Annotated in this window: 22 protein-coding genes and 1 riboswitch; of the genes, 8 read left to right on the forward strand and 14 right to left on the reverse strand. The window is 60.7% G+C overall.

Translation table 11 applies throughout. The annotated features are described in order from the left end of the window. Positions 1-21: 21 nt before the first annotated feature. From ACQKIK_RS04095 to ACQKIK_RS04110, 4 genes are all read right to left on the reverse strand, one after another. Positions 22-3,726 carry a CHASE domain-containing protein gene (locus ACQKIK_RS04095; protein WP_499134855.1) on the reverse strand — a complete coding sequence of 1,235 codons (3,705 nt, stop codon included), beginning with the start codon at positions 3,724-3,726 and terminating at the stop codon, positions 22-24. A gap of 152 nt (positions 3,727-3,878) precedes the next feature. Further along, positions 3,879-4,535 carry a YiaD family glycine zipper/OmpA-like lipoprotein gene (locus ACQKIK_RS04100; protein ID WP_045429589.1) on the reverse strand — a complete coding sequence of 219 codons (657 nt, stop codon included), beginning with the start codon at positions 4,533-4,535 and terminating at the stop codon, positions 3,879-3,881. A 187-nt stretch (positions 4,536-4,722) separates the two neighbouring features. Further along, entirely contained in the window at positions 4,723-6,405 is a 1,683-nt protein-coding gene (locus ACQKIK_RS04105) for a fatty acid--CoA ligase (RefSeq protein WP_045429591.1), read from the reverse strand. A gap of 153 nt (positions 6,406-6,558) precedes the next feature. Next, a complete protein-coding gene (locus ACQKIK_RS04110) occupies positions 6,559-7,188 on the reverse strand; it encodes a LysE family transporter (protein ID WP_045429593.1) in 630 nt (209 codons plus the stop codon). Between the two features lie 61 nt (positions 7,189-7,249). On the opposite strand from ACQKIK_RS04110, the gene ACQKIK_RS04115 reads away from it, so the two are divergent. From ACQKIK_RS04115 to ACQKIK_RS04130, 4 genes are all read left to right on the forward strand, one after another. Next, entirely contained in the window at positions 7,250-8,212 is a 963-nt protein-coding gene (locus ACQKIK_RS04115; protein WP_045429596.1) for a 2-hydroxyacid dehydrogenase, read from the forward strand. 57 nt (positions 8,213-8,269) lie between these two features. Next, complete coding sequence (locus tag ACQKIK_RS04120) at positions 8,270-9,268, forward strand: methyltransferase (RefSeq protein WP_045429599.1); 999 nt, start codon at positions 8,270-8,272, stop codon at positions 9,266-9,268. Positions 9,269-9,303: 35 nt separating this feature from the next. Then, positions 9,304-9,410, forward strand: a riboswitch (yybP-ykoY riboswitch). 108 nt (positions 9,411-9,518) lie between these two features. After that, positions 9,519-10,106: a TMEM165/GDT1 family protein gene (locus ACQKIK_RS04125; RefSeq protein ID WP_045429602.1), complete on the forward strand. Its 588-nt coding sequence runs from the start codon at positions 9,519-9,521 to the stop codon at positions 10,104-10,106. 84 nt (positions 10,107-10,190) lie between these two features. Continuing rightward, a complete protein-coding gene (locus tag ACQKIK_RS04130) occupies positions 10,191-10,634 on the forward strand; it encodes an ester cyclase (RefSeq protein ID WP_045429605.1) in 444 nt (147 codons plus the stop codon). 20 nt (positions 10,635-10,654) lie between these two features. Here the strand turns inward: ACQKIK_RS04130 and ACQKIK_RS04135 are convergent, their stop codons facing one another. The 4 genes from ACQKIK_RS04135 to ACQKIK_RS04150 form a co-directional block, all read right to left on the reverse strand. Then, the gene (locus ACQKIK_RS04135; protein WP_045429609.1) at positions 10,655-11,464 is read right to left on the reverse strand and encodes a M48 family metallopeptidase; all 810 of its coding nucleotides are present in this window, start codon (positions 11,462-11,464) and stop codon (positions 10,655-10,657) included. Positions 11,465-11,635: 171 nt separating this feature from the next. Beyond that, positions 11,636-12,256: an SOS response-associated peptidase gene (locus ACQKIK_RS04140; protein ID WP_045429611.1), complete on the reverse strand. Its 621-nt coding sequence runs from the start codon at positions 12,254-12,256 to the stop codon at positions 11,636-11,638. A gap of 62 nt (positions 12,257-12,318) precedes the next feature. Continuing rightward, positions 12,319-12,579 carry a putative signal transducing protein gene (locus ACQKIK_RS04145; RefSeq protein ID WP_045429613.1) on the reverse strand — a complete coding sequence of 87 codons (261 nt, stop codon included), beginning with the start codon at positions 12,577-12,579 and terminating at the stop codon, positions 12,319-12,321. Next, a complete protein-coding gene (locus ACQKIK_RS04150) occupies positions 12,580-12,762 on the reverse strand; it encodes a CPXCG motif-containing cysteine-rich protein (protein ID WP_045429615.1) in 183 nt (60 codons plus the stop codon). A gap of 198 nt (positions 12,763-12,960) precedes the next feature. On the opposite strand from ACQKIK_RS04150, the gene ACQKIK_RS04155 reads away from it, so the two are divergent. Further along, the gene (locus ACQKIK_RS04155; RefSeq protein ID WP_045429617.1) at positions 12,961-14,127 is read left to right on the forward strand and encodes a 1-acyl-sn-glycerol-3-phosphate acyltransferase; all 1,167 of its coding nucleotides are present in this window, start codon (positions 12,961-12,963) and stop codon (positions 14,125-14,127) included. Positions 14,128-14,152: 25 nt separating this feature from the next. On the opposite strand, the gene ACQKIK_RS04160 is transcribed toward ACQKIK_RS04155, so the two are convergent. Continuing rightward, positions 14,153-14,431 carry a hypothetical protein gene (locus ACQKIK_RS04160; protein ID WP_231107968.1) on the reverse strand — a complete coding sequence of 93 codons (279 nt, stop codon included), beginning with the start codon at positions 14,429-14,431 and terminating at the stop codon, positions 14,153-14,155. A gap of 429 nt (positions 14,432-14,860) precedes the next feature. Between ACQKIK_RS04160 and ACQKIK_RS04165 the strand changes: the two genes are divergently transcribed. Continuing rightward, positions 14,861-16,237 carry a DUF1329 domain-containing protein gene (locus ACQKIK_RS04165; protein WP_045429622.1) on the forward strand — a complete coding sequence of 459 codons (1,377 nt, stop codon included), beginning with the start codon at positions 14,861-14,863 and terminating at the stop codon, positions 16,235-16,237. Positions 16,238-16,530: 293 nt separating this feature from the next. Here ACQKIK_RS04165 and ACQKIK_RS04170 read toward each other — a convergent pair whose 3' ends face one another. Beyond that, the gene (locus ACQKIK_RS04170) at positions 16,531-17,115 is read right to left on the reverse strand and encodes a YajG family lipoprotein (RefSeq protein ID WP_045429625.1); all 585 of its coding nucleotides are present in this window, start codon (positions 17,113-17,115) and stop codon (positions 16,531-16,533) included. Positions 17,116-17,277: 162 nt separating this feature from the next. On the opposite strand from ACQKIK_RS04170, the gene ACQKIK_RS04175 reads away from it, so the two are divergent. Next, the gene (locus tag ACQKIK_RS04175) at positions 17,278-17,490 is read left to right on the forward strand and encodes a hypothetical protein (protein WP_045429627.1); all 213 of its coding nucleotides are present in this window, start codon (positions 17,278-17,280) and stop codon (positions 17,488-17,490) included. A 37-nt stretch (positions 17,491-17,527) separates the two neighbouring features. On the opposite strand, the gene mqo is transcribed toward ACQKIK_RS04175, so the two are convergent. Further along, positions 17,528-19,051 carry a malate dehydrogenase (quinone) gene (mqo, locus tag ACQKIK_RS04180; protein WP_256044698.1) on the reverse strand — a complete coding sequence of 508 codons (1,524 nt, stop codon included), beginning with the start codon at positions 19,049-19,051 and terminating at the stop codon, positions 17,528-17,530. A 299-nt stretch (positions 19,052-19,350) separates the two neighbouring features. After that, on the reverse strand, positions 19,351-19,638 hold the full coding sequence (locus tag ACQKIK_RS04185; RefSeq protein ID WP_045429630.1) for a PA4642 family protein: 288 nt from the start codon (positions 19,636-19,638) through the stop codon (positions 19,351-19,353). 194 nt (positions 19,639-19,832) lie between these two features. Here ACQKIK_RS04185 and dauA point away from each other — a divergent pair, with 194 nt between their 5' ends. Then, positions 19,833-21,566 (forward strand): C4-dicarboxylic acid transporter DauA, encoded by a 1,734-nt coding sequence (gene dauA / locus ACQKIK_RS04190; RefSeq protein WP_045429632.1) that lies wholly within the window; start codon positions 19,833-19,835, stop codon positions 21,564-21,566. A gap of 75 nt (positions 21,567-21,641) precedes the next feature. Here the strand turns inward: dauA and ACQKIK_RS04195 are convergent, their stop codons facing one another. Together ACQKIK_RS04195 and ACQKIK_RS04200 are read right to left on the reverse strand one after the other, a co-directional pair. Beyond that, positions 21,642-22,553, reverse strand: a complete 912-nt coding sequence (locus ACQKIK_RS04195; protein ID WP_045429634.1) for an SDR family oxidoreductase — start codon at positions 22,551-22,553, stop codon at positions 21,642-21,644. 132 nt (positions 22,554-22,685) lie between these two features. Continuing rightward, positions 22,686-23,636 carry an alpha/beta fold hydrolase gene (locus tag ACQKIK_RS04200; protein ID WP_241530369.1) on the reverse strand — a complete coding sequence of 317 codons (951 nt, stop codon included), beginning with the start codon at positions 23,634-23,636 and terminating at the stop codon, positions 22,686-22,688. Between the last annotated feature and the right edge of the window lie 75 nt (positions 23,637-23,711).

Below are 23,711 nucleotides of genomic sequence, written 5' to 3' on the forward strand. Positions count from 1 at the left end.
CGATGCGTCACACATTTCTCCTTACGGACTTGCATGAGGGCCATCACTACGTTCCAGACGCCGCAGCAGCTTGGCCAGCCTGGTGCCGTCGACCGGCTTGAGCAGGATGTCGTCGGCACCGGCCGGAAGTTTCTGTTCTGAAACAGCCGTGTCAGAGCCAACCGCCATTGCCACAATCGGCACCTGACAACCATAGTCGTTTCTGAGCTGACGGATCAGTTCGGGACCGCCATTATCCGGCATGGACAGGTCCACCAGCGCAAGATCAAAGGCATCTTGATCGAAGCGCTCCAGCGCCTCGGAACTGGTCGTGACTGGCACCACCTGCAGCCCCTGCTCATCAAGCATGGCGCTGATGGCGTAAATCGCCCGCACGTCCGAATCGACCAATAGTACCCGCTGCCCCAAAAGAGGATGCTCCAGTTCTTCCCTTGCCCACGCTGCAGCTTCTACCCCGTCGGGCTTCAGTGCATCTTCCATATGCTCCATTCCTTCTGTTTTCGACAACGCAACTGATGAATAACGCTTAAGCCGCTGCAGATTCTTTTCCGATAACGCCTCGCGACTGGTCAGGATCACCCTGACGTCTTTCAGGGGCCGCAGGCGGTCCAGTGCGTCCAGCAAGTCGAGCCCGTCTTCGCCGGGGAGTTCGAAGTCGACGATCAGCACCGCGTAGCTGTGCTCAGCATAGGCCAGCCGGGCCTCTTCACTGCGCTGGCATTCGCTGACCCGGTAGCCGAGCCGCTCGAAATGCTCCCGCAGCTGACGGCGCCGATCCGGCTCGGTTTCCAGCAGCAGCAGCCGCGTCGAATTGCCTTCCTGCTGCGAAAGATCGACAAACAGGCGTTCCAGTTCCGACTGAGCCACGGGTTTGATCAGGTAGCGTGAGCCGTCATCCGACCAGCCCTGCGGCTGTGGCACGCAGGAAATGATGTACACCGGCGTGTCCTGGTGCCTGGGGTCGGCTCGCAGCACCCGGTGGACCTGCCAACCGCTGATGTCAGGCAGCAGGACATCCAGAATCACCGCTGCAAAATCGTCCTGAGCTAGCGCATCGAGCCCTTCTTGTCCGGTCCCGCAGATAACGCTGGAGAAACCGTGGGACTGGGCCACCTCGGCCACTACCGAGGCGAAATCGGCGTCATCCTCGACTATCAGAAGACCACCACCCTGGCCACGCCGCTGCAGCGGCCGCAGCGTGCGGATTTCTGGAGTCGCCGCAACTTTCAAGGGCAGTTCGACCGTAAAACTCGAGCCCTGGCCCGGCGCGCTTTTAAGCCGGATTCCACCGCCGAGCACTTCTGCAAGCTGACGCGCTATGGCCAGCCCCAGCCCGGTGCCGCCGTATTGCCGACTGATGGAGCCGTCGATCTGCTGGAACGCCTGGAAGATTCGTTCGTGCTGATCCTCAGCAATACCGATGCCGGTGTCGGTTACGCAGATCTGTAGCATTTCTGTATCGACAGCGCTTTCAGCCTGCTGGCTGGACACGTGTATATCAACGGAGCCGTGCTCGGTGAACTTCAGAGCATTGGTAATCAGGTTTCGCAAAATCTGCTGCAGCCGGGCCCGGTCACTAACCAGCGAAGCAGGAACTCCCTCGTCGATCCGGGCCTTGAGGGTCAGCCCGTTCTGGGCGGCCATAGGCTCGAGGTTCGCAACCAGCTCCGCCAGCAACTCGCCGAGGTCCAGCGGCTCCGACTTAATCTGCATATGCCCAGCCTCGATCTTGGCCAGATCAAGTACATCGTTGATCAGCTGCAACAGATCGTGACCGGCCCGATGAATGATGTCGGCATGGCGGACCTGCTTCTCGGTCAGGTTGCTCGCAGCGTTCTGCCTCAGCTGATCACTTAAGATAAGAATGCTGTTCAGCGGGGTGCGCAGCTCGTGCGACATGTTGGCGAGGAATTCGGACTTATAGCGATTGGCAACCATCAACTCGTTAGCCTGATCGCGCAGTCGCCGCTCTGCAGCTTTGCGATGAGCGATATCGGTCACCACGGCTTGCACGAGATGCTCATCCCCGCTACGCAGCGGCGACAAGCCGACTTCAACAGGCACGAGATGACCATCCCGGTGGCGTCCGAAAAGCTCGCGGTTTTCACCCAGCCTACGCGACTCAGGGGATTGACCGAAACGATGCCGTACTTCGAGGTAGGTCTTGCGCATCGACTCAGGGATCAGCATCTCGACTGGCTGGTCTAGCAGCTCCTGCCGGCTGTAACCAAACAGCAGCTCAGTCTGGCGATTGACCATAACGATTCGGCCGTCCTGATCGAACAGTACAAAGGCGTTTGGCGAGGCTTCGACCACATTACGGAAACGCTCTTCGTCCCGCTTGCGTTGCTGCAGGTCGACCAGATTGAGCAGATGATGAACGGACTTGTCGCGCTTGAAACTGGTCAGGCTGAGCGAAACCGGGACCGGCGAGCCATCTTCGCGCAACGCTTGGCTTTCCCGCTGATCGGCTTCAAGTTGTGGCCCGCTCGCGGTCTCGTCAAGGGCCCCCGGAACGTAGCGACTGAGGCGCTCGCCAGCGAGCAGGCCAGCACTGCTACCAAGCAGCGTGGCGGCACTCTGGTTGGCCAGCTCGATCCGCCCTTTATCGCTGCAAAGCACAGTTGCCACTGGCAGCTGCTCAATCAGCTGGCGAAACCATGCCTCGCGCTCCTGAAGTTGCGCGCCAAGCGTCTGGCTGTTGCGCAAAGCCCGTTCACGCAAGTACAGGTAGCCGCCGATCAACAGCGAAAACAGCACCGCTGCAGTTAGCGCAGCAGCCAGATTGAAGGCCCGGCCCACCCGGTTGAGGATGGCTTCGTATTCCGGTGTGCTGGCAACTTCCAGCTGCCAGCTACGACCATACATGTAGATGTTGCGGGTGCGATGGAAGCTGGCGTCGCTACTCACCGGCGCTCGCCCGACCAGCAAGGGCTCGTCTGGGGCGGCGGCATCGAATAGCTGCAATTGGAACAGCTTGCTGCGCGAACCCAGCACCCCCTCCATTAAGTCAGTTAGCCGGAAGGCACCGTGAAGGGTTCCGGCAAAGGCTTCCTGGCGTTCTTCCAACGTGGTGATGGGGGCGCCGACCCGGTAAAGAGGGAGGTACAACAGAATGCCTACTTGCGCGTTCTGCTCGGTTTCCTGCTTGAGCCGCAACGGGCCGGTGAGCATCGGAGTGCCGATGTTGCGCGCCGCCATCACGGCTTGCTTGCGCGTTTCCTCACTTAGCATGTCAAAACCCAGCACCCGACGGTTACGCCAATCAAGCGGATGGATGTAATCCACGATCAGGTATTCGCTGCGCTCCCCCCGGGGATAGATGCGGAAATCACGCCCTCCCTCGCGAATCTTCGCGAGCAGAACGCCCAGGTTCTCTGCGCGCGCATAGCGGGCCAGAGCAATGGCTTGGATGCCGGGGTAGAAATCCTGGAGCTGAAGCTGATCGGAAGCCCGATTCCAGTCCTGCAGACTGACCGCATCACTCCCGACGAAAAGCCCCGCCAGGCCTCGTAAAACCATCTCGTACGCGCGCATACGCTCACGCAGAGTGCTTTCAACGTCATTGACCGCCAGATTGAATCGCTGGGCCTGCTCGGCGCGCACCCGCATTTCCTGAACATGCCATTGCCAGCCAACCCATCCTCCGAGCCCTACCATCAGGGCCAGCGTCACTACCAATGGCAGCCAAGGCTTACGAGAATGGAGAGCGGAACGATCATCCATTCGACCTCCTCAGTGCCACTACATGGCTCGCTGTCACAAGCTTCAGAGTCGTAGATCGTTCAGAGGTTCAATAGAAGCGACAATCAGCCGTAAAGTTGACGCCACCCAAATGACGCAAGCGAGCACTGGCAGTCTCGCTTGCGCTTAGCGGCTTACAGTGGGCGCAGATTGATCTCTACACGGCGGTTCTGTGCGCGCCCAGCAGCGGTATCGTTGCTGGCGATCGGTTGGCTCGAGCCGGCACCATAAGATGAGATACGTGAACCGGGCACGCCGTTGCCTTCCAGATAATTAGCAACGCTACGCGCGCGGCGATTTGAAAGGTCCTGATTCAGTTGCTGCGAGCCGGTACTGTCGGTATGGCCGATGATGTCGACACCGTTCTTATTGAACTCTTTGAACACTTGAACCAGTGAATTAAGCGTTGGATAGAAGCTACTGGAAATGTCAGCTGAATTGCTTGCAAAGGTAATGTTGCCGGGCATGATCAGCGTCAGGTTATCGCCTTGGCGCTGCACTTGTACGCCTGTGCCCTGCAACGTCTGGCGCAACTTGGCTTCCTGGGTATCGACGTAGTAACCATAGCCTCCGCCAGCGGCCCCACCGACGGTGGCGCCGATCAACGCGCCTTTGGCACGGTCCTTTTTGCTAGAGGTTGCTGCGCCGATTACCGCACCACTGACCGCACCGATGCCGCCATAAATGCCGGCCTTGCCAGCTTCGCGCTCGCCGGTATAAGGATTGTTGGTACAGCCAACCAGCAGCGCAAGGGTGGCGGCAAGTGCGGTCAGGTTACTGATCGATTTCATGTTTACTTCCTTCATCTACGGGACGCCAACCTGCCGAACGCACAGGCTGGAAATTCGTCGCTAGAGTAACACCCGTCCGCCCGCAGAACCGGAACGTCCCGACGAAGCCGTGAGCTCAAGCACAGGAAGCCAAGCTCGACCGTGGTTCGCCCCGAGGCGACTACTAGTCGAGCCAGAACAGCCAAACCTACACCGAAGAGATGGCGCTACTACCGTCTTCCAGCCAACGTGCGATGTCCAAACGGATACGCTTCTTATCAAGCTTACCGACGCTGGTCTTGGGAAGATCCTCGACGACGGCGATCTGCTGCGGAATCGCCCATTTGTTGAGCTGCCCCTGCTCAACCGCTGGCTCAAGGAACGCTTGCAATGCGCGCGCGTCTAGCTGCTTGCCTTCACAGAGCACCAGCAAGGCGAAGGGTCGTTCGCCCCAGCGCTCATCTGGCACGCCTACCACCGCCACGTCGCGCACGGCATCGTGCCGACTGATCAGACCTTCCAGCGCCAAGGATGAAATCCACTCACCGCCCGTCTTGATGACGTCCTTGATGCGGTCACGAATGTCGATGTTGCCCATTTCGTCGAGGGTGGCCACGTCACCGGTATGCAGCCAACCGCCCGCCCACAGCTCTTCGCTCTTCTCCGGATTGCCCACATAGCCCTGCGTCAGCCAGGGGGCCCGAAGCACCAGTTCACCTTGAGACACGCCATCGGCCGGAAGAAAACTGCCGTCAGCCGCCTGGATTGCGGCGTCGACCAGCACCACCGGGATCCCAGCCTTGAGGCGGTAGGTGGTCTGTTCGTCTTCACTGGCGTTGCGCAGCTCGTCGTTGATATGGGCGCCGGAAATCAACGGACAGGTTTCCGACATCCCATACGCCGCCACCAATTGCATGCCACATGCCCGAGCCGACTCGTAAAGGCCGCGGGTGAGCGCACTGCCGCCGATGGTGATCTTCCAGCCGCCGAAGTCGGTGCCCTGCGCCGCCTTGGCTTTGAGCAGCATCTGCACAATGGTCGGTACGCAATGAGAAAAGGTGACCTTCTCTCGACGCCAGAGCTCGATCAGCAGCTCCGGATCATAGCGCCCCGGATAAACCTGCTTGAGGCCCAACATCGTCGCCACATAGGGCAAACCCCAGGCGTGCACATGGAACATCGGCGTAATCGGCATATACACGTCGCCCGCCGCCATCAGCTGAGGATTCTCGCGACAGCCGACCGTCACCGCACCGGCCAGCGTGTGCAGAACTAGCTGACGGTGCGTGAAATAGACGCCCTTGGGGTCACCGGTGGTACCGGTCGTGTAGAACGTGGTCGCCACCGAGTTTTCGTCAAAATCCGGGAAGTCGTACTTGGCCTCGGCGGCCGCCAGCAAGCTCTCGTACTCACCGATGCAGTTCGGCAAATCGCACTGCTTGTCGTCGGCATCGGTGATCAGCAATGTCTTGTCGACCGTTGTCAGCTGCCCGGCGATTGCGTGGTACAGCGGCGCGAACTCGCTATTGACGAGAACGAAGCGGTCCTCAGCATGATTCATGGTGTAAAGAATCTGCTCGGGCGATAGCCGCACGTTGATGGTATGAACCACCGCCCCGATCATCGGAATCGCAAACATACATTCGAGGTAGCGATGGCTGTCCCAATCCATCACCGCCACCGTGTCACCCGCCTTTACTCCCGCGTTGGTCAGCACGTTGGCAAGCCGGGCAATGCGCTCGCCGAGGGTGCGATAGTCGAAACGCAGTTGATCGCGATAGACGATCTCGCGGGTGCGCTCGTAGCGCTGCCCCGACAACAGCAGGCTCTTGATCAACAGGGGGTACTGGTAGGCGTTGGCGGCGGGTTTGATCACTCGTGTCTGCAACATAGGGCTTCCTGTTATAGATGTTATGAGACGCTCGCTAGCTGTTGGCGCAGGCCGTTTACGCGACCTGGCCGTACCGCTGTCCTCTTCGGACATCTGGCTGCACAGTTGTTCAACCTGCGGAGACAAAGTTCACGCAAGGACCGGCTCGGCCGATCAGGCGATCTCGCTTGCCGCCAGCCGAACGCCAAGACCAATCAATACAGCGCCCGTGACGCGGTCAAACCAGTGCCCCATGCGAGCAAAACCGGCCCGTACGCGCTCGCGGCTGAACAACCAGGCCACCAGGCAGAACCACAACCCAGTGGCGCATGCCAGATATAACCCATAGGCCGCCTGAACGGCGAGCGGGGTATGGGGGTCGATAACCACGGTGAATAGGGACAGAAAGAACAATGTCGCCTTGGGATTCAAGCCGTTGGTAACGAACCCAACGGTAAAAGCGCGGCGTCGAGGAAGCGCAACACTGGAGGCGGATGATGCAAGATTGCCGACCGCGACGGGCTTGGCCCGCAGTGCTTGAAAACCGAGATAGAACAGGTAGCCGGCCGCTAACCACTTGAACAGGTTGAACAGCATGATCGACTGCGAGACGATCAGACCAATCCCGAGCAATGAATAACCCACGTGCAGCAAGATGCCGCTGCCTACACCGATGGCCGTCCAACTGCCGCTGCGCTGACCGCGAGCCACGCTTTCACGCACGACGACCGCGAAGTCCGGACCAGGACTGGCGACAGCGAGCAAGTGAACCAGCGCCACGGTGAGAAATTCGATCCAGTACATCTAGCGACTCCGTTATTCCCAGGGCGGAACATTCGCCCACTGATTCATACGAGTAAAGTCCATGAGCAAGTACCGCGCTGTATTCCTCGATTTATCCCCCCTCGATCAGGGCGATCTGGACCTGGCCCCCTTGCAGTCCGCCTTTGCTGAGCTGACCTGCCATACGCAGACCAGCGAAACGCAAATCGTCGACCGACTGGAGGGCGCTGAAGTCGCCATCGTCAACAAGGTCGCCTTGAGCGATGCCACGCTCGCCGCCTGCCCGGACCTGAAATTGATTCTGGTAGCGGCTACCGGTGTCAACAACATTGATCTGGCTGCTGCCAAGCAGCGAGGGATCGCCGTCTGCAACTGCCAAGCGTACGGCACGGCCACCGTGGCGCAGCACACCTTGATGCTACTGCTCGCGCTGGCCACACGACTACCCGATTATCAAGCCGCCGTCGCCCGTGGCCGCTGGCAGGAAAGCGGGCAGTTCTGCCTGCTAGATTTTCCCATTATCGAGTTGGCCGGCAAGACCCTCGGCGTGCTCGGTCACGGTGAGCTGGGGGGTGCCGTGGGCAAGCTCGCCGAAGCGCTGGGCATGCGTGTGCTGGTCGGCAACCTGCCCGGGCGCCCGCCTCGCCCGGACCGGCTGGAGCTGGATGAGCTGCTACCGCAGATTGACGCCCTGACCCTGCACTGCCCGCTCACCGATCAGACGCGCAACCTCATCGGCGCTCGCGAATTGCAGCTAATGAAACCTTCGGCATTTATCATCAATACCGCCCGTGGCGGTCTGATCGACGAGCAAGCGCTGGCAGACACCCTGCGTAGCGGCCACCTGGGCGGTGCCGCCACGGATGTGCTGATCAGCGAGCCCCCCAGCAACGATAACCCGCTGCTGGCAGCAGACGTACCGCGCCTGATCGTGACGCCCCACAGTGCCTGGGGAAGTCGCGAAGCCAGACAGCGCATCGTGGGCCAGCTGCGTGATAATGCCGAAGCTTTCTTCGCTGGTACCCCGAAGCGTCAGGTGGGCTGACGCTTCTGCAGCCGGGGACAAGGCTGGTAAGCTCGCCAGCTTTTGTCCGGAGGCATCATGGATCCTCGAAGCGAAGTACTGCTGCGCCAGGCTGAACTGTTCAGTGGTGACCTGCTGCTCGCCGGGCTACCGGCTGACGATCTGCTTGGACAGTTACCGGGCGCCATCGGCTGGAGCTGGCACGCCGGGGAACAGCACAGCCTGCAGACTCGCTTCGCCGGTCGTTGCACATTTGGTGTCGAGCCGCCCACGGCCCCATTCGATAGTGCCGTGCTGTTTCTGCCCAAGTCACGAGAACTGACCGACTACCTGCTGAATGCACTGGCTGCCAGATTGCCGGGCCGTTTGCTGTATCTAGTGGGTGAGAAACGCGCAGGCGTGGAACGCGCCGCGAAACAACTGACCCCATTCGGCGAAGCGCGGAAGCTCGATAGTGCGCGGCACTGCCAGCTCTGGCAGGTCAAGGTCACAAACAGCCCACCGGCTCCAGAACTGCCGACCCTGGCTCAACGCTTCGAGCTCTCGCTTGCGGACGGACCGCTGCAGATCATCAGCTTGCCAGGCGTGTTCAGTCACGGTCGTCTCGATCGCGGAACCGCCCTGTTGCTGGATCAACTCGATGGACTGCCCGCCGGTAAGCTGCTGGATTTCGGCTGCGGCGCGGGCATCGTTGGCGCCTCACTGAAAAAACGTTATCCAGAGAGCGAAGTGGTGATGTTGGATGTCGATGCGTTCGCTGTCGAAAGCAGTCGCATGACCCTCGCCGCGAATGGGCTACAGGCTCAGGTGATTGCTGGCGACGGTATCGACGCCGCTCCAGAAGACTGCGCGGCGATCGTCAGCAACCCGCCGTTTCACCAGGGTGTACACACCCACTACGAGGCCAGCGAAGCATTGCTGCAACGTGCCGCCAGCCACATCCGGTCCGGTGGTGAGCTAAGGCTGGTGGCCAATGCATTTCTGAAGTATCCCCCGCTGATCGAAGCTCATCTGGGCCGCTGCGAAACGTTGATCACTGCCGACGGCTTCCGCATTTACCGCGCGCAGCGTGCCTGACCGACTTGCACAACGCGCCACGCGCGGGCAAACTCGCGCCCGTCCTGGGGGAGTAGTCTCCGGCGAGCACCCAGCCCGCCCGGCATGCGTCAACATACTTGGTCCACAGACCATGGCGCACGCGACCCGCGCAGGCTGCTTCGGCAGCAGCGCTCGGTTTGACAAGACCCATGACACGTACACCTGACCCGGGGCGGGCAGGCGGTGCGTGTCATGGTGATTAGTCGACCCGCCCCCGCAAGGAAGTCCGTTGGAATCGTTCTACATCCCCACCCTGATCGTCGCACTCGCTGAGATCGGCGACAAAACGCAGCTGCTCGCGCTATTGCTGGCTGCCCGCTACCGGCGACCGCTACCCATCATCTGGGGCATCGTGGTGGCTACGCTGGTCAATCATGCGGCTGCCGGCGCCATCGGCAACTGGGTTTCATCGCTGGTCTCACCCGCCATACTCAGCTGGATTCTCGCCGCATCCTTCGCCGCCGTCGCATTGTGGACGCTGGTCCCCGACAAGCTTGAGGAAGAAGAAGCTTCTCGCGGGCGACGCTTCGGCCCCTTCGTGGCGACGCTGATCGCGTTCTTCCTCGCAGAAATGGGCGACAAGACGCAGGTCGCGACCGTCATGCTTGCCGCCCAGTACCCCGACTTCATCCTTGTGATTATCGGCACCACTCTGGGCATGCTGATCGCCAATGTGCCGGTGGTACTGGCCGGCAATTTCGCTGCCGATCGCATGCCCCTCACTCTGATCCGCCGAATCGCCGCCGTCTGCTTTGCAGGCTTGGCACTGTACGCCGTGTATCAGGCGCTGAGCTTGAGCGGCATGCTTCCAGTCTGATACGCAGCGCAAATTGCCCCACTACGGGTGCTGTTAGAGTGCGCATTCACCGCATTCTGGCGGCACTCGAGGGGAGTAGGCGGCATGTCACCGGAGGAACGAAAACGGCGGGTTCGGCAGCATATCGACCTGAGCTGGAGCAAAGGTCGGTTGGCATTAGCTGAACAGCTTCAGAGCCGCTACTTCAGCTACAGAAGTTCGTTCATCTCGCAGCCGGTCAACAGTGCCGGTTTCGGTCTGATCGTGCGAGAGATCCGCCAAGCCATTCCGGACCTGGAGGTCGCGGTAGAAGAGTGCCTCAGCGAAGGTAACCGCGTCGTGACCTCCAGCACCCTGTTCGGAACGCTGGAGAAATCCGTGTTTGGCCTCGCACCGAGCGGCAAGATCCTCACGGTCGCCGCAATGTCGATATGGACACTCAATCCGAGCGGCGACATCGAGGAAATCAATACCCTGTTCGACTTGGAAAGCGCCCGAACCCAGCTGGGCCTGGCAAGCCCCATCCCTATTACGCTGCCGTCAACCTGAGAGGGTCGACGGCATATGCATCAGCGTCGCGGTTGATAGAGCGGCATCACCTTCGGAATGGTTTCCTGCAGCGCCTGCGTACGGCTGCCCGATGACGGGTGGGTGCTGAGGAACTCCGGCGGAGCGGAGCCGCCGGCCGCCGCCATCTTCTGCCAGAGGCTGACCGCGGCATTAGGGTTGTAACCCGCCCGCGCGGCCAGTTCCAGACCTATCAGGTCAGCCTCGTTTTCGTTGCTGCGGCTGTTGGGCAGCGTCATCAGATACTGCACCCCCATATTGGCCAGCTGCAGGCTGCCGTCGCCGATTCCGACGGCTGAGCCAATCTGGGTTGCCATCTGCACACCGTAGGCCTTGGACATGGCTTCGCGGCCGTGCTCACGCAACGCATGGGCTATCTCGTGCCCCATGACCGCCGCGATCTCGTCGTCGGTCAGGTTTAGCTTTTCGATCAGACCGGTATAAAAAATGATCTTCCCGCCTGGGCCGGCGTTGGCATTCAGTTCCGGACTGTCGATCACATTCACGTCCCAATCCCATTCGGCTGCGTCGGGTCGGAAGGTCTTGACCTCGGCGATCAGCTTGCTGGCGATTCGATTGACTCGCTGAGCCACCGGCGAATTATTTTTGAGCACACCCTTGCTCTTCGCTTCCGACACAGTCTGCTGATAAGACTGTGCATACATTTGATTGACCTGTTCGGTCGACAGCATGCTGAACATGTATTGCTTGCGATCGACGCCAACAGCACCGCTGCTGGTGGTGTTGACGGCCTGACAACCGGCAAGCGCGGCGGCCGCCAGAAAAAGGCTGAGTGAATGCAGCTTGAACATGTCGCGTCTCCCGTGAATTCTGCGCCGTATGCTAGAGCGTGGCAGCGCACCGGGCAACCGACTGGAAGCTTATAGACACTGCTTTAGGCGTCAGTTAGCGGTAATCGGGCACGTCGGATCGGCACCGGCCTGATAGCGTGTGAGTCCCCTTTCGATGGCAGCGGCCAATGCCTAGTTCACTGGAGTCAGGCACTCAGGCGCGTCCAGTTTGGGATCATTGACGAACGTCGCCAAGGGCCGTTCGCGCAGCGCCGGTTGAGGTCCGGTCAGCAACACCTGCAGCACTTCAAGCGGGGTCTGCGGATCGAGCCAGGCGGTCATGCCGGCCTGATCCAGCATCAGCGGACGCCGCTGGTTCGCTGCTGGACGCGTCACCACCGCCGCACTGAGGTAGCTGTGGCCTTCAACTGGATAAGCCTCCCAGACCGCGGCGAAATACATCAGCGAGTCTTCCGTTGTCATCCAGTAGGGTCGCTTACGTGCTGTGCCCCTCCACTCGTAGAAACCGTTCGCTGGGAGTACGCCTCGACGCAGGCGAAAGGCGTCTCGAAACATCGGCTGCTCGGCCAGCGTTTCCGCCCGGGCCTGTGCCGGCGTGCGGGTAAAATCGTTCAGCCACGCTGGGGTCAGCCCCCAGCGCACGCGACTCAGCTGCAGCGCATCTTCGACCTGCCGCAACAGCAGTACCGAGGCGCCAGGCGCCAGGCTCCAATGCGGTTGCTGATCAGATGGAAAACCGGGCAGCGCGGCAAAGGCGGGACTCCAGCGAAACAGGGCATAGCGGCCACACATGAACAAAGGACTCGATGGGAAAAAGGATCAAGGCAGCTACCGCGACGTCACGCGGTCGGCATTCAGCAGATGAGCTCACCTGGATAGCTTTCCGGCTCGTCGCCGGGCAGCGGTTCGGCGCCATTGTACGCAGCGATCAACTGCATCGCGCGATCAGCCTCACCATCGGCGACCATCAGCCCGAGCAAACCGGCCACAGGCAACTCGCCGACCGCGCCGATCAGATGTCGCCCGTTAAGATGCACGTCGATACCTTCGGCGAGCAGCATGCCGCGTAGCATCTCCGCCTCGAGCAGATCACGCGGCTCGTATATCCGCCGCATCTAGTCATCCTCCCGCCGCACATCGAGCTGCCAATCGCTGCCGTCGGTACGCAGATCGAATACGATCGGCCGGCAACAGACCGAGCAGTCTTCGATGTACTGCTGATCGCCACCGCTCAGATCGAGTAGCGCCTCTACCCCTTCGCCGCAATAAGGGCATTGGTAGTCCTGTGATTCCAGCATCAGCGTCTCCTGCGTGACTTGCCGCTATAATCGCCGTCCGGATTCTGTAGAGATGCCCCCAAGGGCGCATTTATGCGCGGGCCCGACCGGTGCAGCATGGCTTTATCCAAGCCTGCAGTGATCGCGACTAAGCATCCACAGACCTAACTTTGACCCTTGAGTAACTGGGTTTATTCAGTTGTTACCCTTACAGAGAACATGATGGACGAATTCGAAGCCATCCGACCCTACGCCGATGCCGAGGTCCCTGCTGTCATGGCGCGGCTGTTCGCCGACCGGGAATTCCTCGATATTCTGGCGCACTTCCGCTTCCCGCGGCTGGCCGGCCCAATGGGCTGGATGCTCAAACCCCTCATAGCGCAACGACTGCGACGCGAATTCGCCACTATCCATTCGATCGACACGCTGCAAGCGCGAATCGAGATGTACCTCGACCGCACCATCGAGCGCGCCACGGATGGCATTACCTATTCCGGGCTGGAAAAACTACGGCCAGGCTGCGCCTATCTATTCATCGCCAACCACCGCGATATCGTGATGGATCCGGCTTTCGTCAACTATGCGGTATTTCAAGCCAAGATGCGCACGCCACGCATCGCCATTGGCGACAATCTGCTGCAGCGACCCTTCGTCAGCGATCTGATGCGACTCAACAAGAGCTTCATCGTGCGCCGCTCGGTCACTGGTAGACGTGAAAAGCTTGCGGCCTACCAGCTGCTATCCGCCTACATCAACCACTCGATCCGCAACGACGGTGAATCGATATGGATCGCCCAGGCCGAAGGGCGGGCCAAGGACGGTGACGATCGTACCGATTCGGCGATTCTGAAAATGCTGCACATGAGCCGCAAGGACGAACCCTTCTCCGACACATTGGCGACCCTGCGTCCGACGCCGGTGTCGATCAGCTATGAGTACGACCCCTGCGATCAGGCCAAGGCACGCGAGCTCTACATTCGGGCCAGCACCGGCAGCTACACCAAGGCGCCTGGCGAGGATGACACCAGCATTGCCCTCGGCATCACCGGCTACAAAGGTCGGGTGCATGTCAGCTTCGGTACACCCATCAGCGAGGTACCCGAGGATGCAAAGCAGCTGGCGGCCGATATCGACCGGCAAATCCTGACGGACTACCGTCTGTTTCCGGTGAATTTCCTGGCGCATCGGATGTGGGAGCATCGCGACCCGGCACTGGAGATACCCGAGCTCAGCGAGCTGTTCAGCCGTGCGGAAATCGAACGCGCCGAGGCCGAATGGGGCAAGCGCCTCGCGGCATGCCCAAGCGTGCAGCAGCCCTACCTCATCCAGCAATACGCCATGCCGGTGCGTAACCAGTATCGATTGAAAGCTGGCTTGAGTCTCTAATACTCAGCACAAGCCCGACTGGCCGTCAGGTCAGCCGGGTTAGCGAAGAAAGCAGGCAGGCCAGTCCCAGACTGCTGAATCCAAAGCCATAGAAAAATCGGTCAAGACGCCGGGTAGCTGCCAAGCCACCCTGCTCAGCAGCAGAGAGACGAGAACCCGCAAGGGAGGTCTCGGCCCTCGACAGCTGCCGACGCCAGCGCGTCGCCAGCAACAGCCAGGCACCGCTGAGCGCGATTAGCAAGGCCAGTGAGTTGACCAGAGGCGCGACCCTCGCTAGCGCCGAATAATCAAAATCAAGCAACAACCGCATTCTCCGTTGGGCCGAAAACATAAAGGCCTGGGCGGCCGAACTGAGGGCTGCGGAGTCTACCGAAACGGCATTGTCGGCTCAGCCGATTTCCGACAGAACGGAACACAACTAAGCGATGGCAATTTGCCGGGTATTTGCGCCATTTATGCAGATAGGTCCCGTCTCGATTGTTGACTTATAGTCCCTTCCAGCTTCACCCTCATCTCGCCTCGAACAACCGAAATAGAGCGTGCGCCTGGCGTGAGCAACCAGACGGGACTGCCGCGGAGTCGGGCAAACGGCAACTTGTGATCACTGCGTCTCTGACGTGATGTACCGGGCCTTCGGCCCGCCACCTCCTCTGTGGAAGTCGCCACCTGCAAGCGCCGCGCTTACGGCTTCGCTTGCAGTGAATCAGTTACCGAGAATCAACAGGACCAAACAATGAATAAGAACAGGTTTAAGACGGGGGCCCTCACACTCTCTTTGCTGGCAAGCGCTGTGCTGGCAAGCGGAGCCATGGCTGCGGTATCCGAATCCGAAGCGGCCAAGCTGGGTAGCAGCCTGACGCCGATGGGTGCCGAGAAAGCGGGCAACGCGGCCGGCACCATTCCTGCCTGGACCGGCGGTTTGGCAACCGACGCAGCGGCAGTCGGAGAGGATGGCTTCGTCAGCGATCCCTACTCGAACGACAAGCCGAAGTTCACCATCACCGCGCAGAACTTCGAGCAGTACAAGGACAACCTGAGCCCTGGCCAGATCGCCATGCTCAAGCGCTACCCCGATACCTATCGCCTGCCGGTCTTCGAAACCCACCGCAGCGCTGCCGTACCTCAGCGGATCTATGACGCAGCCCAGAAGAACGCGACCCAGACCAAGCTGGTCCGAGGCGGCAACGGGCTGGAAAATTTCGACACCGCAGTGGCCTTTCCGATTCCTCAAGACGGCCTTGAAGTGATCTGGAACCACATCACTCGCTACCGCGGGGGCTCTGCCCGCCGCACCGTGGCGCAGGCCACTCCTCAGGTGAACGGTAGCTACAGCCTGGTCAAGTTCGTCGACGAAGTCGTCTACACCGACACCCTGACCGACTACAACGCCGAGAAACACGGCAACGTGCTGTTCTACTTCAAGCAACAGGTGACCGAGCCTTCACGCCTGGCCGGCAACGTGCTGCTGGTGCACGAAACCCTGGACCAGGTCAAAGAGCCGCGCATGGCGTGGATCTACAACGCCGGTCAGCGCCGCGTGCGCCGCGCCCCACAGGTTGCTTACGACGGCCCAGGCACCGCCTCTGACGGTCTGCGCACCTCCGACAACCTGGATATGTTCAACGGCGCACCGGACCGCTACGACTGGAAGCTGGTGGGCAAGAAGGAGATGTACATCCCCTACAACGCCTACCGTCTGGACTCACCGCAGCTCAAGTACGACGACATCATCAAGGCCGGTCACATCAATCAGGATCTGACCCGCTATGAGCTGCACCGCGTGTGGGAAGTCGAGGCGACGCTGAAGCCCGGCGAGCGCCACATCTATGCCAAGCGTACCTTCTTCATCGACGAAGACACCTGGCAGGCCGCAGTGATCGACCACTACGACGGCCGCGATACGCTTTGGCGCGTTGCCGAGGCGCATGCTGAATACATCTACAACGACCAGGTCCCGTTGTACGCCATGGAGACGTTGTATGACCTGGTCTCCGGTCGCTACCTGGTGATGGGCATGAAGAACGAGGAGAAAAACCCCTACGTATACAACTACAAGGCCAACTCCAACCAGTACACCCCGGCCGCGCTGCGTAACTCCGGCGTACGCTAAGCCACACCGGTAAGACAAACGCCCCGACATGTTCGGGGCGTTTGTTTTTCAGCCTTCGACAGGCGCGCAGTCGCTCGGATTGGTTTACATGAGGCGATGCTCGCGATTTGCTCAGGCAACAACTCGCATCGGAAATCTCGCCGAACGGGCGTCGCTCTCTTGCTTCGTTTACTACGCATTGGGCCAACAAGCATAAAGCGCACCGCTCTCCGGCAGAGCGCCAGCGAAACAAAAACCCCGCCAAAGGGCGGGGTTCTATTCTGTCGCAAATGACCGTCTGGGCTAGTTGCGGCTCACTGCGCCAACACCTGACCAATATTCTGGTCGCGGAAGGTGCGGGTCAGCGCATCGCTCAACACCTCGGTTACCAGCTTGGTGTTGGTCTGCTCATTCGGTGCCATGCCGAAGCGCTGATTCAAAGAAGCACCGTAGCGGCCGGTATAGCGGCGACCGCCGTTCTGCACCTCGACGCGGAAGGTCGCACCAATGGTAGCCTCGGTAACGTACAGGCCTTCCTTCGGCGACTGGTACTTCAGTTCAGCTAGGGTCAGGGTCAGTTGCGGCGCGTTGTAGGCGTTGGCCGACGGAGTGAACCCCAGCAACCGGACCGCCGCTTCGGCCTGGGCCTGCAGCTTGGGAATGACTTTTTCTTTCGGCACGATCACCGCACTGGTCTCCGGATACAGGCCGCCACGGGTACCCAAGGTTGCAGAGGGGCGACCGTCGACCACACGCACGGCTACTGGTTGCCCTTGGCCAACGGGATTGATGGTATCGGTGAGTTTTGGATTGGGGTCGAGCTGTTGAGGACTGTGGGCACAACCGGCGAGCACCAGTGCTGACGCGGCGGCGAGGCTGAACAACAGGCGTTTCAGCATACTGCTTACTCCAGGTTAGGGATGGATGGCGCGCAGTATAACCAGCACCGCAACCGCCTGACAGTGATGCCCTAAAGACCGCCTGCAGCCCGGCCGCGTTCCATTCATGCAACCGTAACCTCAGGGTGCGATAACGGCGAACAGCCCTACGAGCGCCTGGCCATGTCTTTATTCAAAACGCTGTTCCGACAACACCCGCCGCGTCACTACGCCCTGCTGGACGACCAGAATCGCTGCCGCATGCTGCTGACGGCCAAAGAGCGCCCTCATGGTGAACGCTGGGTCGAGATAGCGGAAGTTCGTCTCGGCTGGATCGGCAAGCCACTGCCTCAAGCAAGTCTACAGCAGCGTTCCGGCCCCATCCCGCACGCATAAAAAAAGCCGCGCAGCCCTGAACGGCAGCGCGGCTTGCTTACAGCGTGTCTGGAGAGCTAGTGGCCAGCCCCAGACGCTTGTCGACTCTGGAGACGACCTCGCGATAGACCGCTGCATCGTCTTCGAGAACCTTCTCCCGCGCCGGGAATATTTCGGCGAGCTTACCGCTCCAGGCTTCGCTCTTCGCCTGCTCGGGGAAACAACGCTCGATCAGGTCAAGCATGATCGAAACGGTAACCGAGGCACCCGGAGACGCGCCCAGCAGTGCGGCGATCGAACCATCCTTGGCCGACACCAACTCGGTGCCGAACTGCAGGATGCCGCCCTTCTTCGGGTCCTTCTTGATGATCTGTACGCGCTGTCCGGCCACTTCCAGGCGCCAGTCTTCTGCCTTGGCTTCAGGGTAGAAGCCGCGCAGAGTTTCAAGACGGTCGCCCATCGACTGCCGGACTTCCTTAATCAGGTAGCGCGTCAGGTCCATGTTGTCCCGCGCCACGGCCAGCATCGGCTTGAGGTTGGCCGGACGGATCGACATCGGCAGATCAAGCGGCGAGCCGTGTTTGAGGAATTTGGTAGTGAAGCCGGCGTACGGCCCGAACAGCAGAGACTTCTTGCCATCCACGACGCGGGTATCCAGATGCGGAACCGACATGGGCGGTGCGCCTACTGCGGCCAGGCTGTAGACCTTGGCCTGATGCTGCTTGACGATCTCCGGATTGTCGCACCGCAGCCACTGGCCGCTGACCGGGAAGCCGCCGTAACCCTTACCTTCTTCGATATCGGACATCTGCAGCAGCGGCAGCGCTGCGCCGCCAGCACCGAGGAAGACGAAGCCGGCTTTGATCTCACGACCGCCACCGTCACGGGTGTTCTTGACCTCAACGCGCCAGCCCTTGCCGTCGCGAGCCAGGCCGGTGACCTTCTGGAAGTAGGACATCTTTACGCCGGGCTTGGCGGCCAGATACTGCAGCATCTGCCGGGTCAGCTCGCCGAAGTTGACGTCCGTGCCGTTCATCGCGCGGGTCGCGGCGATCGGCTCGTCCAGCGGACGGCCCGGCATCATCAGTGGCATCCACTCTTCCATGGTCGCGCGATCTTCGCTGTAGACCATGTCTTCAAAGGCGTGATGGGTTTTCAGCGCGTTGAATCGACGCTGGAGGTAATCGATGTTCTTGGTGCCCCGCACGAAGCTCAGATGCGGAACCGCATTGAGGAAGTCGCGCGGGCTACCGAAGCCTTCACGGCCCGTCAGGTAGGCCCAGAACTGCTTCGACACTTCGAATTGGGTATTGATGGTGACGGCTTTCTTGATGTCGATCGAGCCGTCTTTGCTGTCCGGCGTGTAGTTCAACTCACAGAGACCGGCGTGGCCGGTGCCGGCATTGTTCCAGGGATTCGAACTTTCGACGGCCCCGGATTCCTGCAGTTCGACAATCTCCAGCCTGATGTTGGGATCGAGTTCCTTGAGCAGTACTGCCAGAGTCGCACTCATGATGCCGGCTCCCACCAGCACCAAATCCACGGCTTCGCTATCGTGTTGCGTCATTAACGCGTTCTCCAGAATCACAGCATTAAACTGTCACGACCGCAGTACGCGATCATGTAGAACCACCAGCCTGGCGGCTAGAAACGGAGGAGGTTTCTATACCGCTGCTCGGGCTTGTGCCCGAAGGCAGGAGAACTCGAAAGCCCCTACCCGCTGTCGGGAGAGCGGCTTTTGGCCTCCTCCCTCTCGCGCCTCTGCTTCCCGGAGCGGGGCGACTAGCCTGGGCTCTACGGGACGCGTGCAGCGAGAAAATCTATTGCGGCTGCCGATTGCTCAGCCAGGTCATGCTTGAAGCTCGACGGTTACAGACGAGCTCAGCCGCGCGCGGCCTCGATCAGCTCGATGTAGGGCTCGGCCTGGCGCTGATCCGCGATCAAGGCTACAAAGTCTTGCCCCTTGGCATCCTTCGCATTCAGGTCATACCCCGCTTGGACAAAGAATCCGAGAAAACGCTCGAAATCATCGACCCGCAAACCGCGATACGCCTTGGTCAGCTTGTGCAACGAAGGCGGCGTGTCGTCAGCCGGTTCCGGCTCGAGAAACAATTTGATCGACTCGTCGCTGACTTCCTCGCCGATCACCTTTTTCTTGTCTTTACGCATGGTTTCTCCGGTTCGACGGGGCCTTTCGGGGGCGGCAGTTTACTCTGCACGACCGGCGCACTCAACGCGCCAAAGGCCGATAAGACCAAGGTCGTACACGAAAATCTTCGATTTAACCGCGATGTTGCGTTCTTGCAGGCCCGGCGGTATGGCCAGTGCTTATACTGGCGCTTTGCGCACATGGAGTGTCTGGGATGAAGCTTCCGCCGTTGTTCGCTGCCTGGCGTCAAACCCTGCGTTCGGGCTACGGAGTGCCGGCATTGCGCGGCGACATCACGGCCGGCTTGACGGTGGGCATTATCGCCATCCCCTTGGCCATGGCGTTGGCGATAGCGGTAGGTGTTGCGCCGCAGCACGGCCTGTATACGGTGCTGGTTGCTGCACCCTTGATCGCCTTGACCGGAGGCTCGCGGTTCAACGTGTCCGGTCCTACCGCAGCCTTCGTCGTCATCCTCCTGCCGATTACCCAGCAATTCGGCCTCGGAGGGTTGCTGCTCTGCACCATGCTCGCCGGGCTGATCCTGATCGCGCTCGGGCTGTTGCGTGCCGGTAGATTGATCGCGTTTGTGCCCTACCCCGTCACGCTTGGTTTCACTGCAGGCATCGGCATCGTCATCGCGACCCTCCAGCTCAAGGACATATTCGGCCTGACGTTGACCGAGCAGCCGCAACACTATGCGGAGCAGCTCAGCTTGCTGGTGCGTGCCCTGCCCAGCGCGCAGCTGGGTGACGCACTTGTCGGCCTGCTTTGCCTGGGCGTCTTGATCGTCTGGCCGCGTCTGGTACCCAAAGTGCCAGGCCATCTGGTTGCCCTCGTCGTTGGTGCACTCGTCGCAATGGCGCTGGAATCGGCTGGCCTTACCGTCGCCACGCTTGGTGAGCGCTTCAGCTATGTGGTCGAGGATGTGGTGCATCCCGGCATTCCACCGTTCCTCCCGGATTTCGCCTGGCCATGGCTGTTGCCCGGCCCTGACGGTCAACCGCTGGTGCTGAGCTTCGAGCTGTTTCACCAACTGTTGGCGCCGGCGTTCGCCATTGCCATGCTCGGCGCCATCGAATCCCTGCTCTGTGCGGTGGTCGCCGACGGCATGGCCGGCGGCAACCACGACCCGAACGCCGAGCTGCTGGGTCAAGGCATCGGCAACCTGGTCGCCCCGCTGTTCGGCGGCATCACGGCGACCGCTGCCATTGCGCGCACCGCCACCAACGTACGCGCCGGCGCGTTCTCACCACTGGCGGCGATCATTCACGCGGGCGTGGTGCTGGTGGCAATCCTCTGGCTGGCACCGCTGTTCAGCTATCTGCCGATGGCCGCCCTGGCGGCGCTGCTGCTAATGGTGGCCTGGAACATGAGCGAAGCACCGCACGTCTTCAAGACACTGCGAATAGCACCACGCAGCGATGTGTTGGTACTACTGACCTGCCTGAGCCTGACCGTCCTGTTCGACATGGTGCTGGCGGTGGGCGTGGGGCTGTTGCTCGCGGCCGGGCTGTTCATCAAACGCATGAGCGAGCTGACCGACACCACCCGCCTGAATCTTGGGCAAAGCCCCGTCCTCCGAGACCTGCCCGAACACGTCGCTGCCTATGCGATTCGTGGCCCGCTGTTCTTCGGCGCCGCCGAAAAGGCATTGAGCGTGCTGCGGCGATTCAATCCAGACGTGAAAATCGTCATCGTCGACATCAGCGGCGTGCCGATGATGGACATGACCGCCCTGGCAGCGCTGGAAAACGTTCTACTGGACTACCGCAAGCAAGGCATCGCATTGATTCTGTCCGGCAGCAATGTCCGGTTACGGCTCAAGCTGCGCCGCGCTGGCATTCATCCGCTTGAAGGGCAGCTGTACTACGTGCGCAATCTGATCCAGGCTCGGGCAAAAGCCTTGCGCCTGTTACCGGCGCCGGCAGCAGCCGAACCATCCGCCTGATACGAGAAAAGCTCATTGAGCTGCAGAAGCGTGCCAGGCGCTTCTGCAGCTCAAGCGACCGCAGTGGCCAGCAGCTTAACCGGCGTACTTTTGCAGGTTCGCCATCATTTCCTTCAACGCTTCCATGTTGTCGGCCGGATGCGCCGCGTTGTCGAAATTGCAGATCTGCTGCCAATGATCGGCAACGTCCTCGGCATCAAAGCCGGCCTTCGGATCGAAACCGGCACCCAGGCTCCGCTCCCAGCGCACCTTGCCCATCCAGCCACCGCCGACCTCGAACAGGCCGGAAGTTTCCTGGCATTGCTCGCTGGCGAGAAAGATTACCAGCGGGCTGACCAGCTCAGGCTTGAGCTGCTCGAAAACCTGCGGCGGGATCAGCCCCTCGGTCATGCGCGTGCCGCCGGTCGGCGCGATGGCGTTGACCAGAATGTTGTTCTTGCGCCCTTCTAGGGCGAGTGTGCGGGTCAGGCCGTACAAACCCAGCTTGGCCATGCCGTAGTTGGACTGACCGAAGTTGCCGTAGATACCGGAGGTCGAGGCAGTGAAGATCACTCGACCGTAACCTTGCTCGCGCATGTGTGGCCAGGCGGCACGGGTCACCTTATAAGCGCCTTCGACGTGCACCCGATAGACCAGATCCCAGTCGGCGTCTTCCATCTTGTGAAAGGTCTTGTCGCGCAGGATGCCGGCATTGTTCACCACCACATCGATGCGGCCGAAGCTGTCCAGCGCGTGCTGTACGATTTTGTCGCCCTCGGTCACCGAGTCATGATTGGCCACCGCAGTGCCGCCGGCCTGGCGGATTTCCTCGACGACGCGATCAGCTGCCGAGGCGTTGGCGCCCTCGCCTTGGGCACTGCCGCCCAGGTCGTTGACCACCACCTTGGCGCCATGGCGGGCGAACAGCAGCGCGTGTGCGCGGCCGAGTCCACCACCGGCACCGGTCACGATGACCACCTTGTCTTCGAAGCGAATGGCGTCACTCATGGAAATTCCTCCAGCGGATTATTGTTGGATGCGTTGCAATCTCTGACGAGTGTCGACGAGGCCACAGCCGTCCACAATCAAACGGCCGCGAATGAATGCCCGAACATAAGGCTGCGGGATGATGTAGCAGCGTCAGGGCTGCGGCAGGAACGCCCGGATGGCCGCGGCGACTCGCGACGGGGCCTCCTCCTGCGGAACGTGACCGAGGTCGTCGAACATGACCAACTCGCTGCCTGCGATGTCGTCCTTGAAGCGGCGCGCATTGAGCGGCGGAATCAACCCGTCGCGCCCGCCCCAGATGATCAGCGTCGGCGTCTGGATCGATGCGATCCGCTTAGAATTGTCGACTGCCGGCACCTGCTTGAACCGTTCGCGCAGCGCCTCACGATTGCCTTCACGCAGGGTCAGTTCGTAGTAGCGATCAACCAGCTCCGGCGTCACTTTGCCTGGATCGCCATAGACGCTGCGCGTGCTGGACTCGACCAACCGCCGCGGGAGTATGTTGGCCATTAGCGGCGCCAAACCCGGAATGCCCGCAAGCTTGAAACCGATCGGCACTGAGGTCGACTGGCGCGGGTAACCTGCCGCATCGATCAGTACCAATCGCTCTACACGCCTAGGCTGGTCCAGCGCCATTTCCCAGGCAAGCTGGCCACCAAAGCTGTTGCCGATGAGCACTGCTCGCTCTACCTTCAGCCTGTCCAGAAATGTCGACAGGAAGTCGACGTAATGGCGCATGCGGTAGTCGCCGTCGGGAAACGGGCCGGTCAAACCGAAGCCCGGCAGGTCGAGGCTGATCACCCGCCGCTGCTGCTTCAGTTCGTCGACCACCGCTTCCCAGGTATGCAGGCTCGCCGAGGTGCCGTGCAGCAGCACCAGCGGAACGGGATCCTCACGTCGCCCCTCGTCACGAACATGCACCTGCATGCCGGACACCTCGACGAATCCGGACGGCTCCGGCGCCCAGCGTTCGGTCAGGCTTTCGACCGGTCGTGGCGGCGCCCAGCTGAGCGCCACCAGCACCGCGATGATCAGGAAGAGCAGCAAGACTACGGCAGTCACCAGTTGCAGAACGATCTTCACCTTGTTGTCCTTGTGTGCAGAAGCGTCCGTGATCTTAGGCGGAGTCCCTTCACTCAGCAAAGCGAGCCTCTAATT

It is taken from the genome of Pseudomonas sp. NPDC047961 (genome assembly GCF_050272435.1).
In the GTDB taxonomy this organism is placed as follows: Bacteria; Pseudomonadota; Gammaproteobacteria; order Pseudomonadales; family Pseudomonadaceae; genus Stutzerimonas.